This window comes from Shewanella colwelliana ATCC 39565, from assembly GCF_000518705.1.
Classification (GTDB): domain Bacteria; phylum Pseudomonadota; class Gammaproteobacteria; order Enterobacterales; family Shewanellaceae; genus Shewanella; species Shewanella colwelliana.
In genome coordinates this window covers 95,068-111,910 of sequence record NZ_KI912479.1, presented here as the reverse complement: position 1 = coordinate 111,910, position 16,843 = coordinate 95,068, and the positions used below count along the sequence as shown (strand labels likewise).

The 16,843-nt window shown below is 44.2% G+C and carries 15 protein-coding genes and 1 pseudogene; 6 read left to right on the top strand and 10 right to left on the bottom strand.

Annotated elements, in window-relative coordinates; genetic code table 11:
* Window positions 1–6 precede the first annotated feature (6 nt).
* The 3 genes from L876_RS0116825 to nagZ form a co-directional block, all read right to left on the bottom strand.
* Window positions 7–276 carry an acylphosphatase gene (locus L876_RS0116825; protein WP_028764862.1) on the bottom strand — a complete coding sequence of 90 codons (270 nt, stop codon included), beginning with the start codon at window positions 274–276 and terminating at the stop codon, window positions 7–9.
* Window positions 277–806: 530 nt separating this feature from the next.
* Complete coding sequence (gene ycfP / locus L876_RS0116820) at window positions 807–1,346, bottom strand: alpha/beta hydrolase YcfP (protein WP_028764861.1); 540 nt, start codon at window positions 1,344–1,346, stop codon at window positions 807–809.
* Between the two features lie 75 nt (window positions 1,347–1,421).
* Entirely contained in the window at window positions 1,422–2,435 is a 1,014-nt protein-coding gene (gene nagZ / locus L876_RS0116815) for a beta-N-acetylhexosaminidase (protein ID WP_028764860.1), read from the bottom strand.
* A gap of 360 nt (window positions 2,436–2,795) precedes the next feature.
* On the opposite strand from nagZ, the gene L876_RS0116810 reads away from it, so the two are divergent.
* The gene (locus L876_RS0116810; RefSeq protein ID WP_028764859.1) at window positions 2,796–4,172 is read left to right on the top strand and encodes an L-serine ammonia-lyase; all 1,377 of its coding nucleotides are present in this window, start codon (window positions 2,796–2,798) and stop codon (window positions 4,170–4,172) included.
* 51 nt (window positions 4,173–4,223) lie between these two features.
* On the opposite strand, the gene cysB is transcribed toward L876_RS0116810, so the two are convergent.
* Window positions 4,224–5,198 (bottom strand): HTH-type transcriptional regulator CysB, encoded by a 975-nt coding sequence (gene cysB, locus L876_RS0116805; RefSeq protein ID WP_028764858.1) that lies wholly within the window; start codon window positions 5,196–5,198, stop codon window positions 4,224–4,226.
* A 228-nt stretch (window positions 5,199–5,426) separates the two neighbouring features.
* Here cysB and L876_RS0116800 point away from each other — a divergent pair, with 228 nt between their 5' ends.
* The gene (locus tag L876_RS0116800) at window positions 5,427–6,203 is read left to right on the top strand and encodes a hypothetical protein (protein WP_028764857.1); all 777 of its coding nucleotides are present in this window, start codon (window positions 5,427–5,429) and stop codon (window positions 6,201–6,203) included.
* Between the two features lie 69 nt (window positions 6,204–6,272).
* On the opposite strand, the gene pdxH is transcribed toward L876_RS0116800, so the two are convergent.
* The 4 genes from pdxH to speA form a co-directional block, all read right to left on the bottom strand.
* Window positions 6,273–6,914 carry a pyridoxamine 5'-phosphate oxidase gene (gene pdxH / locus L876_RS0116795; RefSeq protein WP_028764856.1) on the bottom strand — a complete coding sequence of 214 codons (642 nt, stop codon included), beginning with the start codon at window positions 6,912–6,914 and terminating at the stop codon, window positions 6,273–6,275.
* A 202-nt stretch (window positions 6,915–7,116) separates the two neighbouring features.
* On the bottom strand, window positions 7,117–8,040 hold the full coding sequence (speB, locus tag L876_RS0116790) for an agmatinase (protein ID WP_028764855.1): 924 nt from the start codon (window positions 8,038–8,040) through the stop codon (window positions 7,117–7,119).
* 27 nt (window positions 8,041–8,067) lie between these two features.
* Window positions 8,068–8,988, bottom strand: a complete 921-nt coding sequence (locus tag L876_RS0116785) for an adenosylmethionine decarboxylase (RefSeq protein WP_028764854.1) — start codon at window positions 8,986–8,988, stop codon at window positions 8,068–8,070.
* Between the two features lie 92 nt (window positions 8,989–9,080).
* A complete protein-coding gene (speA, locus tag L876_RS0116780; protein ID WP_028764853.1) occupies window positions 9,081–10,994 on the bottom strand; it encodes a biosynthetic arginine decarboxylase in 1,914 nt (637 codons plus the stop codon).
* Window positions 10,995–11,429: 435 nt separating this feature from the next.
* Here speA and L876_RS0116775 point away from each other — a divergent pair, with 435 nt between their 5' ends.
* From L876_RS0116775 to L876_RS0116760, 4 genes are all read left to right on the top strand, one after another.
* A complete protein-coding gene (locus L876_RS0116775; RefSeq protein WP_028764852.1) occupies window positions 11,430–12,263 on the top strand; it encodes a CvfB family protein in 834 nt (277 codons plus the stop codon).
* Between the two features lie 98 nt (window positions 12,264–12,361).
* Window positions 12,362–13,018, top strand: a complete 657-nt coding sequence (locus tag L876_RS0116770) for a YceH family protein (protein WP_028764851.1) — start codon at window positions 12,362–12,364, stop codon at window positions 13,016–13,018.
* A gap of 81 nt (window positions 13,019–13,099) precedes the next feature.
* Window positions 13,100–13,936 carry an ABC transporter permease subunit gene (locus L876_RS0116765; RefSeq protein WP_051413167.1) on the top strand — a complete coding sequence of 279 codons (837 nt, stop codon included), beginning with the start codon at window positions 13,100–13,102 and terminating at the stop codon, window positions 13,934–13,936.
* Window positions 13,933–14,832: an ABC transporter ATP-binding protein gene (locus L876_RS0116760; protein ID WP_028764849.1), complete on the top strand. Its 900-nt coding sequence runs from the start codon at window positions 13,933–13,935 to the stop codon at window positions 14,830–14,832. Before L876_RS0116765 ends, L876_RS0116760 begins: the two co-directional genes overlap by 4 nt.
* Window positions 14,833–15,498: 666 nt before the next feature.
* Here the strand turns inward: L876_RS0116760 and L876_RS0116755 are convergent.
* Window positions 15,499–15,705 carry a cold-shock protein gene (locus L876_RS0116755; protein WP_028764848.1) on the bottom strand — a complete coding sequence of 69 codons (207 nt, stop codon included), beginning with the start codon at window positions 15,703–15,705 and terminating at the stop codon, window positions 15,499–15,501.
* A 303-nt stretch (window positions 15,706–16,008) separates the two neighbouring features.
* Window positions 16,009–16,820: pseudogene (gene rlmA, locus L876_RS21995) on the bottom strand (23S rRNA (guanine(745)-N(1))-methyltransferase).
* Between the last annotated feature and the right edge of the window lie 23 nt (window positions 16,821–16,843).

Here is a 16,843-nt window from a genome sequence, read left to right as displayed (position 1 = left end):
AACTAGCTAAAGTATTGAAAAATCGAGGTAGATATCGTCTGCCTCATCCTCTTCAACCAACACATTATCGACTTGTGATTGTGGCGAGCCTTCGTTACTCCAAAGAATAAATCGATCAACCGCGGCACTCCCTCCTTGCAGTAAAACCGACACCGCGCCATTATCGAGATTCTTGGCAAAACCAGTCAATCCAAACTCCAATGCCTTACTTTGACAATAGCGTCTAAAGCAGACCCCTTGAACTTTCCCCGTTATGGTTAGCAATACCCGCTTCATTCAAACCTCATTATCAATTTATGCGCCCTTTGAAGATAACGCATAGTGAGCTAATGGGCAAAAAATAGACAAAAAAAACAGCTAACTAATATGTGGTTAGCTGCATCGGGCGACATACGCAAACTGGGAAAGGTCTGATAGACCATTTGAAACGATATGTATCATTTTGTATCACAAACAGTGAAGCTGTGCTACTTCCGCAACAGAAAAATCTCCCTAAACCGCCTTAAAGATATCTTTCCAGATTGAGTAGGTGAAAAATCAAACAATATCTATTGAAATAACTGAACAAACGAAACCGAAACGGTGATAAATGGGAGTTATTGAAAGGAGTAGACAAAAAGGGAAAAGAGAGTGACGAAGACTCAGTAGCGAATTAAAACAGAGATATACGGCCTCAGCTTGTGGCTGATAGCTCAGATTAGTCAACGTCAGTAATAGCAATAATAAAAGTTAGCGCCAAGGCTGCTCGTCGCTAACTCTTCTATCGACCATTAAAGTGCCTGCTTATTGCATTCTTAGCCTGTGTATTACTTTGCCTTAAACGCCTTAATCTGGCTAAGGTGTGCGGCTAATGATGCGAACTTATGGCGCTGCTCTTCATCCCAAACCACCTCATAATAGGGACTTACCAGTTCGGCCGAGGCATGACTATCGAGCACTTCATCATGACGAGATAATATGCATAAGCCTTTACCGCGGTTTTTATCACGAAATTGGCTCACGCACTTACTACCAATATCCGCATACTCTTCTGGCCTATCAATCTTGCCCACCATATTGTCTTGCGGATGCAGATTGGGGTTAACAAGGACGGTTTTTATTTGGTTCAAAAAACCAATCCGTTCCGCCCAGTAAGCGCCTAAACCCACACCAATCGCAAGCGGATTAGGGTCGTCACTTTGCTTTAGCTGGCGACTCACCTCATTTAATAGATACTGCATATCGTGCTTTGGATGCAAGGTACTGTAGCTAACCAAACGCACGTCATTGTCCACAAACTGCAACTGGCGCATTTTCTCGTGATTACCTGGGCTAGTCGCATCAAAACCATGAAAATAGAGGATCATCCTGGCACCTATCAATAATTTCTGTACATTAACTGTAGCTAACTCACAACATGGGTATTTTGCGCTACATCAAAGTTAGTCCATAACTAACTGCTGCGCTATCGATTTAGCGGTTAACCATCGTTGCTCATCTTGCAGTGCGCTGGCAACTTGTTGTGTATTGGCGCGCAATTGCTTAGCTGGCGTAGATGGCAGGCTTAAAGGCCACTTGAACTCACTCAACAGCTCATTGAGGCCATCTGCATCATTACACAGTAGAATCATATCGCAACCGGCTTCAATTGCTGCCTGAGCACGCGCTTGGTAGCCGCCGACGACCCCCGCCCCTTTCATGCCTAAGTCATCAGAAAAAATCACTCCGTCAAACCCTAGCTCTTGTCTTAAGACTGATTGTAGCCAAAAGGCAGAGAATCCGGCAGGGTTTGGGTCGACTTGATCAAAAATCACATGTGCAGGCATAACGCCTTGAAGGCGCTGGTGAGAGATCAGATGCTCAAATGGCACCATATCCAGTTCACGGATCTGTGCTTCGCTTCGAGAGTCAACTGGTTGGGCGATATGGGAATCCGCAGCGACGCTGCCATGGCCAGGAAAATGCTTACCCACGGCCGCCATGCCAGCTTCATTCATCCCTGTAATAAAACTGTTAGCCAGCTCAATTACCTCATTTGGCCTAGCACTGAATGCACGCGTACCAATCACTTGGCTAATACCATTAAGATCCAATACAGGTGCAAAACTCAAATCAATATCACAGCTAAGTAGCTCCACGGCCATCACAAACCCAAGCTCTTTTGCCCAATATTTGGCTAATGCCATATCACCTTTAGCACTGGGCAGTAGTTCGCCCATCGCAGGAATTTTAGTAAAGCCATCAACAAACCGTTGAACGCGACCACCTTCATGGTCAACGGCTATCAGTAAATCGGGGTTTACCGCTCTAACTGATTTAATTAAAGCAATAAGTTGATCACGGCTCTGGTAGTTACGCGAGAACAAAATCAGTCCACCGACCATGGGATGTTTTAACTGTTCCGCTTCATGCTCTGTTATCTCTGTGGATAACAAATCCATCATTAAATAGCTCACCCTACCCCCTAAAAAAACTATAAAATCTCGTTAATAATGAATAAAACCATGAAAGGACAGAAACCAATCAACGAGTATAAATAATTGAAATAAAATAATAAAAAAACAAATAAAACACGAATCCGACTCAGCATACTCCGTTATGCACTAGATTGGCTAATCCGAAAATAGATGTTGAAAAAAACTAATGCGAAAGCCAAGCATAAAGTATGAGATACTCGCGTTCAATCAATCTTAATTGGCCGCTAAGATTATCATATTACAGCGATGATAACTCTTGAACACGGCGTGATGTAACTATTTGACCTAAAATCACAGAGATTGCATAACGATAACAATGAAAACAAGCAGGGTTATAAAATGATTAGTGTATTTGACATGTTTAAAATCGGTATCGGGCCATCTAGCTCCCATACTGTAGGACCGATGAAAGCGGGCAATATCTTTGTCAAAGATTTGGAAAAGCATGGTCATCTGACTGCCACTGATGAATTAAGATCTGAGCTTTTCGGCTCACTCGGACAAACGGGTAAAGGCCACGGAACCGGTAAAGCGGTGATCCTTGGCTTGATGGGCGAAGAGCCTGAGACCGTTGATACCGATAAAATTGACGCGGTTCTCGCTGATGTTCACGCTACCCAGACCCTAAATATGGCTGATAACAAACAGGTTATTTTTTCACGGGATAATGGGGTCACCTACCACAGGCGCAAAAGCTTACCCGCTCATGCCAATGCCATGACCCTGTATGCTTTTGCTAAAGGCGAATGTATTTATCAGCGCACATACTACTCTGTCGGGGGTGGCTTCATTCTCGATGAAGACGAAATTTTAGCCAAAAACGCCTCCCCTGCTGCACCGATAAAGTCAGCACCTTATGACTTTAATAGTGCCGCCGAACTGCTTACCATGTGCACGGAAAACGGGTTAAGTATTTCTGCACTGATGATGGCCAATGAGCTTTCTATTGCCGATGAGCAAGAAGTAAAAGCACGCCTGTGGCATATATGGCAGACCATGAAAACCTGCGTTGAACGCGGTTATCAGAAGGAAGGCATATTGCCAGGCGGCCTAAAACTTCGCCGTAGAGCCCCAGGACTTTATCGTCGCCTTAAGGCTGAAGGTAAAAACTGTATTGACCCACTAACGGCCATGGATTGGGTCGATCTCTTTGCACTGGCGGTTAATGAACAGAATGCAGCGGGTGATCGGGTAGTCACCGCGCCAACCAATGGCGCTGCGGGTATTATCCCTGCAGTTTTATGCTACTACGATACCTTTGTTCAAGAGGTCGATATTGAACTATGTTGTCAGTACCTGCTCACAGCCGCTGCTATAGGTATTCTATACAAGAAAAATGCCTCTATCTCAGGTGCCGAAGTGGGTTGCCAAGGAGAAGTTGGCGTGGCTTGTTCAATGGCTGCAGCGGCATTAACCGAAATCATGGGCGGCACGGTCGAGCATGTTGAAAATGCTGCAGAGATAGGTATGGAACATAACCTTGGACTAACGTGTGACCCTGTTGGCGGTTTGGTACAAGTTCCTTGTATTGAGCGTAATGCGATGGGAGCAGTCAAAGCCATCAATGCATCTAGGCTTGCACTACGCGGCGACGGCAATCATAAGGTCTCACTCGATAAAGTGATTAAGACCATGATGGAAACCGGTAAAGATATGCGTAGCAAATATAAAGAAACCGCCAAAGGCGGCTTAGCGGTTAACATTGTCGAATGTTAAATTAAGTAATAAAAAACTCGCCATTTGGCGAGTTTTTTGTTTCAAGCTGCACTATCGAATCGGCAATTCCACATCAGTAAACAAGTTTTCTATCAATTGAGGGTCTCGCAGACCAACCGCTTTTTCCACGACTTCTTTAGTTAGATGCGGTGCGAAATGCTCGATAAATTCATACATATAGGTACGAAGGAAGTTCCCCTTACGGAAACCGATTTTGGTAGTACTGTGCGCAAACAGGTGACTGGCATCGATCGCCACTAAATCTTTGTCTATAACAGGATCTATCGCCATCGATGCGATAACGCCTACACCTAACCCTAAACGTACATAAGTTTTTAACACATCGGCACTGGTGGCGGTAAATACAACCCTTGGTTCTATGCCTGCACGATTAAACGATTTCTCAATTTCAGACTCTCTATCGAAGCCAAAGACATAAGTCACCAGTGGGAACCGACCCAAGTCCTCAATACTTATCTGGGTTCTCGATGCTAACGGGTGGTCTTTCGTGACGACAATTGAGCGATTCCAGTGGTAACATGGCAACATGATCAAATCTGAGTAGAGATGCATCCCCTCAGTGGCGATGGCAAAATCTGCATCCCCTCTTGCCGCTAACTCACTGATCTGCGAAGGCGTGCCCTGGTGCATGTGTAAATTAACTTTAGGATATCGGTCAATAAAGCCACGAATAATATGCGGTAATGCATAACGCGCTTGGGTATCGGTTGTGGCAATATTAAGTTCACCCTGATCTGGCTTAGTGTACTCTTCTGCAACCTTCTTAATACTCTCAACTTTGCCCAGTATATCGTTGGCAATACTGATAACTTGAAGACCCGCTGGCGTCACATGAGTAAGATGTTTGCCGCTACGTCCGAATATTTGAATCCCCAGCTCATCTTCAAGCATTCGTACTTGCTTACTGATCCCAGGCTGAGAAGTGTATAAATTTTCAGCCGTCGCTGAAACATTCAGGTTATGATTAACCACTTCTGCGATATATCTAAGTTGCTGCAGCTTCATCGTCTATCCTTCGAAGGGGCCTGTAATCCATGCTACTGTTTACAGTCCTAGTTTGGAGATTAAGTATAATTATTGGTTATAGTACACACAGAAAATTAAATCAAACAGGAATATAGCACAGAGTTGCGAAGTATCACACGACATAACCCAAAAGCTAGTCTAAGATAACTATGCTAGCGTATTGATTTATAGTAGCATTAACGGAATTGCATAAAGAATGGTAGACCTATGATATTTACTTTGGTTCTTATCTTAATCGGCGCACTGCTGTTACTCGTCATCGGTATCAATGTTATTCAACAGCAGAAAGAGCGCGCTGAGGCAGAAAGACGGACAGAAATGGCGAGACAACGCGCTATTATTGATGAAACTGAAACCGTTTTATCAAGCACTGGCATGTTTCCTTGCTCGACCAATATCGTTCTCATTTTGTATAAGCGAGTGCAAGAAGCCTTAACACTATCTGTCAACTTGGGCGGTAATCAAACGGCTGATTATCAACGCCGTTTAGCTGATTTAAATGCCCAGATAGAGACTTTACAACAAGCTCCAAAACAAGCTCCCACCGTCGAAGGGTTTCGCCTTCCTGATACAGACAAACAGATTTTGACCTTAGTGCAAGTGCTGAAAAAATTAAAAGCAATCTTAAGAGCCGAACATAACAAGGGGAAAATCGATCCCACAATTTTTGCCCAAGAGGAAGCTCGCGTTGATAGCTTACAACTGCGTATCAATGTCGACTCTATGCTGTCAAGAGCACGAACGGCCAGCTTTATGAAGCAATATGGTTCATCCAAACAGATGGTCACTAAAGCGCTCTCCACCCTGCATACCATAAAGGCCCTTACCCCGAATGATCCGTTTATCAGCAGAAAAGTCGAAGAAGCAAAAGCGTTATTAGATGAAATCATGGGGGCTCAGAAACTGTCGGCCCCTAATGCGCCGCAGCAAAAAAATGATGAAGATGATATTGACGTGTTGTTCCAGCCTAAAAAGAAATGGTAAGAGTCGTATGACATAAAAAAACCACCCTTAACAGGGTGGTTTTTTAGTTTTAAGCAGAGTGATAAGGCATTATGGCGCTAAACGAGAAATGTCCCAACCACCAGCCTCTTCACTATATAGAAACCGGTCATGTAAGCGGTGTTCACCACCTTGCCAAAATTCAATGCTTGATGGACGGACTAAGTAGCCGCCCCAAAACTTAGGTAAAGGCACTTCACCCTGACTAAATTTCGCTTTCATCTCGGCAAATTTACTCTCAAGGGCTTGGCGGGCTGAAATTTTACTCGACTGTTTTGATACCCAAGCCGCTATCTGGCTCTCTTTAGGACGCGTAATAAAATACTTAAGCACCTCAGCCGTCGATAACGGCTCGGCAACACCAGTGATGGCCACTTGGCGCTCTAAAGCATGCCAAGGAAACAGTAGGCTCACTTTACTGTTGTGGGCTATTTGCTCCGCCTTACGACTTTCTAAGTTGGTAAAGAAGACAAAGCCATTATTGTCAAAACGTTTTAGTAACACGATACGCTGAAAAGGCTGCCCGGTTTCATCAACCGTTGCCACTGACATCGCAGTAGGATCTGGCAACACATCGGCATCACGCACCTCTTCCAACCATTTAGCAAACAGTGCCATCGGCTCCTCAGGCAGATCCTCCCGATGCAATCCCCCTAAGGTATATTCACGCCTAATATCACTTAAATTGGACATCTTATTTCCCTAACTAATGACTGCGGCTTATCTTTCAAGTTTAGCTCGCAGTCAATGATGTGAGTGACCTAAACATAAACGCTATGCTTGTTAGCAGTTTTACCGTCTTAAAAGCCTAGTGAAAGCTGACGTTTGATCATCGCCTCCACTGCAGTCAAACCGCTAATACACAGCACGATAACGGCTTTTAATTTGTGGTCGACTACTTCTTGTTAGCTGACGCCCAAACATGAAGCATTTCAAGGCCTAAGGTAGCACCAGCCAACGCCGTAATTTCTGCCGAATCATAAGCAGGCGCCACTTCAACCACATCCATACCGACGACGTTCATGCCCCTCAAGCCACGGATAATCTTCATCGCCTTATCGCTTGTTAAACCACCACAAACAGGCGTCCCCGTACCTGGGGCAAACGCTGGGTCTAAACAATCGATATCGAACGTGACGTAAAGTGGCATATCACCGACTCTTTGCTTAATTTGCGCCACGATCTCGTCTGCCGTGAGATCATTCGCCGTCGCTGCATCAATCACCTTAAAGAGATGACTGCTCTTATCATATTCAGTACGGATGCCAATTTGAATTGAATGTGCAGCATCGATAATCCCCTCGTTCGGGGCATGGAAGAACATGGTGCCATGGTCATACTTACTGCCCTGGCTATAGGTATCGGTATGAGCATCAAAGTGCAGCAATGCCATCTTACCGTGCTTTTTATAATGGGCGCGCAGCAGTGGTAAAGTCACAAAATGATCACCACCAAAGCTTAACATCGCTTTGCCTGACTCAACGATTGCAGTGGCAAAGTCTTCAACTCGTTGAGTAAAATCTGCTGAGTCACCACAGTCGTACACTAAGTCACCCGCATCAACCATCTTTAGATGGTCACTGAGTTTGAAATCCCATGGCCAACGTGTTTCTTCCCAGGCCAGATTCACCGATGCTTGACGTATCGCACCAGGCCCCATACGGCCGCCTGAGCGCCCAGTGGTAGCCATATCAAATGGCAAGCCTAGCACCACTACGTCGGCATCACTTTCTAGTGGTTTAAAATCCAGCGGCTGTCTTAAATAACCAAATGCATTGGAATAAAGCGAATAATCAGGCTTGTCTGCAAAAGTGGTCATAGGTGCTCCATATAATCTAAATTATTATCACAAAGCTTCGGCCACTAAGCGCTCGCGCTTGGCCTGTTTGTAATGGTTGATATAAAGTGTATCGGCCTGGTTGAGTGACACATTGCAATCAGCCAAATCAATATGTGGCGGGAATGCATCAACAACCAGCTGCCCATTAAATCCAATCACATCCCACACTCTTGGGTTCAGAATATTTAACAGCTCGCAAAATATACTGGACGCTTCGAGTGCAGAATTCAAGTTAGTTTCAATACTCACATAAGAGCTTCTCTCTTGCGGTGTTATGTGAATCGTAAAATAGTCATTATGTCTGATCCCGTTTATCGAATATCCAAAAGGATTAAACAGATGGTCGTCAAACTCAAAATCACAAAACAGGGGGGCTAACTTTAGGCGCTGTCTAATCGACATGGCATCCAGTGTATCACCGCGTAAATAGTCAGCCACTTGGCCATCAATATGATACATCTGCATACTCCGGCTCACACTTGCCGATTCACCTTTTTGGCTGCAATAAAAATAGTGATGATGTCCATCGAGATGACCGATGCGATACGCCCGTCCAATCATCACCTCATTGAGTCGCTGTATATCGTCTTCAAAATGGCTCGATTGCAGATGCGACAGAAATTCACTCTTACGCTGATAACTTAACCACGCTATATTCACGCTATTGAGTTGATCAATCATAAACAACGCAGCATCGACTAAGTTGGTATTGCCGCACGTGAGCATGACTAGCCGTTTGTCCCAAACAAACAAACTCGACTCACTTAAGAGGTACGCATCACAGCCTGAGTTACTAATTTTAGAGAGCACATCTGCGCCAGCTTTAGCAACGGCTTGCTGCCAAAATGAATCGCCAAAGGATCGCAGCGATTGGCTGTCGCCATTCACAACGATTTCGATTCTCTTTTCTGAGCCCTCAAAAAACATATAAATTGATGTCCAGTCACTTAAAACTGTAGAAGCCAGCTTTAAGTAAACTTAAAACTGGCTTTGTGGTCACTCACACTATCACTTTTCGGCTACGAGAAGTCTTCTAAATAAGTGTAACCTTTCAGGCCGACTTGCAGCTCTTCAAGGATGTTTGCGCGTTCATCTTCTTGAATATGCAGATTAACTAGTTCTTCATAGGTACGCATAAACGACACGGCATCAAGGTTCACGTAACGCAACACATCCGCGACAGTGTCACCAGCCAGTACCGACTCAATATTCACAAGCCCGTCGTCATCCAAACGCACTACGGCTGAATTGGTGTCACCAAACAGGTTATGCATATCACCTAAAATCTCTTGGTAGGCTCCCACTAGGAAGAAACCAATCAAATAAGGGCTTTCTGCACTCCATGCAGGCACTGGTAAGGTCGTTTCAATCCCTTGACCATCGACATATTGATCCACAATACCATCTGAGTCACAGGTTATATCTAGCATCACTGCGCGGCGCTCAGGCTCCTTATCAAGCCCGCTTAATGGCATAACAGGGAACACTTGATCGATACCCCATGCATCTGGCAGCGATTGGAACAGTGAGAAGTTCACAAAGAACTTATCGGCTAACTTCTCATTGAGCTCATCAATTACCGGACGGTGAAAACGATACTTACCGCTCATCACACCTTTAAGCTCATAACACACACGCAGGTTCATCTGTTCAGCCCAAGCTCTGTCATTTAGGCTCATTTGTCCTAAAGCGAACAGTGAATGGACTTCAGTTAAATCACTTTGCACATCATGGTAGATTTCAATCAAGGCACGTTGATCGGCGCGCGCACTGACCTCTGTCCACGATTGCCACATGTTTTTCAGCTGCTGAGGTGCTTCGTCATCGGGGGCCACGACCTCTTCTGGTTTATAGGCTTCGGTGCCGATAACGTCAGTGATCAATACCGCGTGATGGGCAGTTAAATAACGACCCGATTCAGAAATCAACCGCGGCATGGGCTGCTCGTACTCATTACACATATCTGTTAGCACACTAACGATGTTATTAGCATACTCAGTTAAACCGTAGTTCATTGAGTTACTGCTTTGGCTTCGAGTTCCGTCATAATCGACCGCTAACCCCCCACCAACATCGAAGCACTTAACATTTGCACCCAGTTTTTGAAGTTCGCAATAGAAGCGACCCGCTTCACTCACACCACTTCTGATATCGCGAATATTGGCAATCTGCGAGCCGAGGTGGAAGTGCAATAACTGCAAGCAATCAAGCATATCGTTTTGCTTTAGTGAATCGATAACGGTCAACACTTGCGCCGCAGAAAGACCAAATTTTGATTTTTCACCGCCACTGGCCTGCCACTTACCTTTACCTTGAAACGCTAAGCGCACACGAAGACCCAGTCTTGGAGTAACGCCCAGTTTCTTCGCTTCCGCTAAGATGATTTTTAGCTCGGATAACTTCTCTAATACGATGTAAACACTATGGCCTAATTTTTCACCAATCAGTGCAAGACGGATATACTCGACGTCCTTATAACCGTTACAGATAATCACTGAACTGGCCTTTTGAGCCATGGCTAATACAGCCATCAACTCGGGCTTACTGCCCGCTTCTAACCCTAACTGTGGTACCTCTTTTGATACTTGGCTCGCCAAGATCTCTTCAACCACGGTTTGTTGTTGGTTCACTTTAATGGGGTAAACCAGCAGGTAATCAGACTGATAGTCATACTTTTGAATCGCTTGGTTAAATGCATGACACAAGCTATTCACTCTATGATGGAGGATCTGCGGAAAGCGCACCAATACGGGCAATGCGACACCAGACTTAACCATATCGTTAGCCAGTGCATTTAAGCCGATTGCATGCTCAGGATGATTCGGATCGGGCGATACCGTCACCTCACCGGTCTCGCTTATGCCATAGAGCCCTGAGCTCCAGTAGTTTACGTTATAACCTGCATAAGCATCTTTAATAGACCAATTACTCATATTTTCTCAACCTGTGTGTGTACATTGATATTCAGTAGGTGCGCACCTACCAACACATTAATGTCTCTCGATACCGCACTCTCACTTTGAAGCAAGCTGCAATATCAACATCGATTCGATGGGCAAAAACTCACCCGCTTAACGCTGCGAAGGTCTGCCGTTTCACGCTTTGATTTCACTTTTTTCTAAAGTAAAAAAAGGCGCGCAATTAAACCCCTGAAATTAACTAATTGCAAGTATCATTATCACATTAATTTATTGCAAGATTTATCCCGCATTTATCGTTCGAATTCATCAACAAAATGCGCAATTACACCACCTAAGCCGATAATAGTGTGAAATTAACTGCCTTAATCAAATAGAGTTACAGCATAATACACAATTTTCCACTATAATCCGCAGTCGAATTTGTACGCTATTGTGATAGAGAGTCCCATGGTTGAGATAGGAAAATCCTGTACCCTAGAAGTTGTCAAAAATGTTGATTTTGGTGTGTATTTAAATGCACATGAATTAGGCCAAGTATTACTGCCTAAAAAAGTCATGCCAAAGCAGTGCGCAGTGGGTGACAGTGTCGATGTATTTCTTTACCTAGACTCAGAAGATAAGGTCATAGCCACAACTAAAAAACCCTTAGTTCAGGTAGGGCAATTTGCCTATCTAAAAGCTATCGCTACCGGTCCTTATGGTGCATTTTTAGATTGGGGGCTCGACAAGGATCTGTTTTTACCCTTTGGCGAACAACATAAAGAGATTGAAGTTGGCCGCTCATACCTCGTCTATGTCTTTATCAATAAAGCTGATGATCGTATCGTTGCTTCATCAAAAGTCGAAAAGTTTCTCGATTTAACCCCACCGCCTTACCGTAATGACCAAGAAGTTAACTTGATCATTGGTGGCACCACTGATCTTGGCTATAAAGCCATTATCGATCACGCCCATTGGGGTGTTATCTATAAAAATGAAGTCTTTCGTGAATTACGCTTCGGTCAGCGGCTTAAAGGCTTCATCAAACGAGTTCGCACCGATGATAAAATCGATTTGGTTTTACAGCGTGGTGTGAAAGAGGAACTCGACAAGCACGCCAATACGATTATCTTTAAGCTCAAGCAAGCAGGAGGTTTTCTGCCACTCACAGATAAAACCGATGCAGAGAAAATTTACGCCGAGCTGGCAATGAGTAAAAAAGCCTTCAAGAAAAGCATCGGCGGATTATACAAGATGCAAAAGATTAGTATCGATAGCGATGGCATTCGTCTTGTTGACTAGAAGTTAAGCAATAACAAAGTTGCTCCTAGGATAACCTTTGAATAAAAGCATAGCTCTGTTATAACAAGCTATGCTTTTTTTATGTGGATTCAGTAAGTATGAACTTTAACTCTCACGAAGCGCGCATTATCGGTTGTCTATTAGAAAAAGAAAAAACCACCCCAGAGCAATATCCCCTATCCCTCAACGGCCTGACGCTAGCCTGTAATCAAAAATCTAGCCGAGAGCCTGTCATGAACCTGAGTGAAACAGAAGTACAAATTGCTATTGATTCATTGACCAAAAAACGCCTTATCTCTGAGCAGACGGGGTTTGGCTCTAGAGTGATCAAATATAAGCACCGTTTTTGTAATACCGAATTTAGTCAGTTACAACTTAATGGCGGTCAAGTTGCTGTGATCTGCTTATTACTCCTTCGGGGTCCACAAACTGCAGGAGAGCTTCGTACCCGCAGTAATAGATTGCATCATTTTAATGATGTGGCCGAAGTAGAGCAGACACTTCATGCGCTGGCAACGCTCGACAGCCCCATGGTTACGCAACTGGCACGAGAACCAGGTAAACGCGAGTGTCGTTTTGCAGAACTGCTCAGCGACACTGAACACCACATTGCTCAGGTTAGTGTTAATGCAGATGCCTCAACGCCTTCAGAACACCATCACAGTGACACACTCCCAAGGAGAGTTGAACAGCTCGAGCAAGAGGTTGCAGAACTCAAACACTTAGTTGCGCAACTCATTGATAATCAGTTGTAACATTTGAGTACACACTGACACTGTCTAGAACACAATTTAGTGATAGTGTAACAAAATTAATAATAGGAAAAGGAAATACCTTTGGACACTGTTAAGCCAATTAGCTCATTGGGTGCGACACTGCTCGTCGCTAAATTTGAGCTGAAGAAAATTTTGTTTAATACCCGTGGGCTTATTGCCTTGGCGGCCTTTGCATTAGTGTGGTTTCTGATCTTATGGTACCCGGTCAAACAAGCATCCATTTATCTTTTTTCACCTGATTTTAAACAATTTCTGGCCGCGCTCTTTGGTGAGTCCTCAGTGAGCGAACTGTTTTCTTGGCCCGTTGCCGAAATGGCAATCGTCTGGATAGCCGCCTTATATCTGTTCCCCTTGTTCAGTATCTCAGTGAGTGCCGATCAATTTGCATCAGATAGAGCCAGAGGAACTTTTCGTTTTCTAACGCTACGTGCTAGTCGAGATACGCTATTTTTCGGACGTTTTGTCGGTTACATGCTTATTCAGGCAATACTGTTACTCTTTACTTTAGGCGCAACATTGATACTGGTGGCGTTCCGTGATGCCTCATTACTACTGCCGGCAATCTCATCTAGTTTATTTATTTTCATCAATATTATGATAGTGCTGCTCCCCTTTACCGCCACCATGGCAATTTTGTCCTTGTATGCCAACTCGGCAATGAGAGCCACAATCTATGCCGTATTACTCTGGGCTGGATTCTCTATCGTTAGTGCCATTTTAAACTACTACCTACCAGGCCTTGATAGTGTAATGCAGTGGGTACTTCCTGGTGCACAGCTATCTATGATGATTAATACGAGCGGCCTGGGCAGCTTAGCCTTTGCCCCCATCCCTTTGATCCAAGCTGCTGTACTACTGCTAGTTGGAAGAACCTACATGGCGAGGATCGCATTATGAGCCTAATTACCTGTGAAAGTGTCGGTAAATCCTACGGCAGTAAACGTGCACTAAATAACGTCAGCTTTACCATTGAAGCTGGTGCGCCCATTGCGCTGGTTGGTCCAAATGGTGCCGGTAAAACCACACTATTCTCGCTGCTTTGTGGCTATATCAGTCCAACTGATGGCCAAGTGAAAATATTTGGGGAGCGACCGAACAGTACGGCATTACTGGGACAAATTGCCGCCTTGCCACAAGATGCACGCCTTGATCCCAATCTGACTGTACTAGCACAACTTGTGTTGTTCGCGCAGCTGCAAGGCTTTAACAACAAACAGGCCAAAGCAGAATCACTGAGAGTACTCGCTTTGGTGGGCTTAGCCGATGTGGCCGCACAAAAGCCGCTCTCGTTGAGCCATGGCATGAGTAAACGAGTCTCGATTGCCCAAGCTTTAATCGGGCAGCCTAAGCTGGTTCTACTTGATGAGCCCACTGCAGGGTTAGATCCTGCCAATGCCAAAGCGATTAGAGAACTGGTGACCGCTCAGTCGGTCCACACCACCTTTGTGATTAGTTCTCATAATCTAGATGAGCTTGAAAAACTGTGTGACAAGGTGCTTTATCTTGACCAAGGCGAATTAAATCAATCTGTATCAATAAAAGATGCACAAGCCGATGACTATCTCACGGTATCTATGCATGATTGCGACAATGAACAATTCAACAGCCTAATTAATGCTCTCCCCGAGGTACTATCTGTCAAGAATAGCCAACACAATGAGTTTGTGATCCAATATACAAAGCACGCTGGTTATCAATTTGAATTAAAGTTATTCGAACTGTTCGCCACACACCAGTGGCAATACCACACGCTGCAACGTGGCCGTACCCTAGAAGACAAATTATTCTCCTAACGCTTATTAGTATAAGGCTCAAAGATCGCCTCTACTCAAGCCAGTAGCAACCACTACTGGCTTTTTTCTGCGCCAAAGACGCTGTCACAGCTATGAGCGAGCGACAATGATACCCACCGCCTTGTTCGATAGTAAATAACCAATAATCCATTAGGGCGTGAGAATATGAGTCGTGAGACTCTTGAGCCAATGAGTGGGCAATGATTATTACCTGCCAACGCACATGAGAATAATACCAACCAATATAAGAATGGGATCGACTCAACATGTTTTTTGGCAGCTCGCACAAGGCGAATAGATAATAGAACCGATACTTCCTTGTAAGGCTATTCAACTGACAGCCAAAAATGCACCTCAAAGGCGAGTTTAAGCGTACTCGATGCAGTGAGCTTAAACCTTGAGAGGCTATGCACCTCACTCCTTGCCTCACCTCCGACGCGCTAAACTCTCACTGAGCGATCAGAGCTTTATATTGATAGGTATAAAGTGCAGCGCAGTCAGGCAGTCAGGCAGGCAGTCAGGCAGGCAGTCAGGCAGTCAGTCAGTCAGTCAGTCAGTCAGTCAGTGTGAAGGTACTGAATAAAAAATTAATACAAAAAAAAGAGCCACGATAAATCGCAGCTCTTAGAATTCTTTTTTAGTAGCTAAATGCTACTAAAGGTCAGCTTAAAGAACAGTAACGTTCTCAGCTTGTGGACCTTTTTGACCTTGAGTCACAGTGAACTGCACTTTCTGACCTTCGTCAAGAGTTTTGAAACCGTCAGAGTTGATCGCACGGAAGTGTACGAAAACGTCTGGGCCAGACTCTTGCTCGATAAATCCAAAACCTTTGTCAGAGTTGAACCACTTAACAACGCCAGTAACTTGAGACATGATATAAATCCTGTAACTAAATAAAATAAAGCCTTAAACGGCAGTAGAGCTGGAAAATGCCGGTATTACTTATGTTAACAGGACGAACTGGTCGTATTGAACACATAAAGTTAAGCCCAACCTTCAAGCTGCGATTACTATAAATCATTCTGACAGTATGTCAACAGCCATTACTCCGAGTAAAACCTATTTTTTACTTAATTTTCTGTCAGTTGATTAAAAAAACTGGCATATTTTTTTGTGTAAAAACACTAAATGGTTTTCATTTGCAAAAAATAGATAGTTTAAACAAGGGGTAATAAATTAAATTGCGTAAAAGACTTCAATTTTAAAATCCAATTCACAGCGCAATTCATTTTCCATAAGGTGCTGCTTTTGATCCACCGTAAACTTCCAATTGTAAGGCGTCATGGCTAAGAAATGTTGGATGTCCGCCGCATCATTTAGCGTTAAGGTCTGCTGCACCCGTTCGCTATGACGTAACTCGAACCCCGCGATTTGGCTTTCAATATCAGGATGTGGCCTAGGCTGATCATAAATAAGTTTTTTCAATGCAAAATGATGTTGCGGCCCTGCCGACACGGTTATCAGTGTCGCACCTGGTTTAGCGACTCGGCGCAGTTCATCATCTAACGAAGGCGCGTATATGCGCAGCATAAAATCAAAGCTTTCTGCTTCGAAAGGCATTTCAAAACTACTGGCAACACAAAAACGGATCTCTGGATAGCGTTTAGCGGCATACTTCAATGCCGACTTACTGATATCAACACCATTTAAGTTAAAAGGCCCCTGTTGATTCATCACCTCATGCAGACGATGAGAGTAATAACCTTCCCCACATCCAACATCCAATCCCTGCGACGCACTTGGTGCGTATTCTTGTGCTAGTGCATTAACACGATCGCTCATGCACTGGTAATACCCCTTATTGAGAAACTCCCTGCGGGCAAACATCATCTCTTTATTATCGCCAGGGTCTTTAGAGCGTTTTTTTGTACAGGCAACAAATTGACATAGCCCTCTTTAGCACAGTCAAACCTATGGTTATTGTCACAGCACCAAACTCTATCGTTCAACAACAAGGGATGCTGACACAGGGGGCAACGGTAATTCATCAATCTTTCCAAGTAATATATTT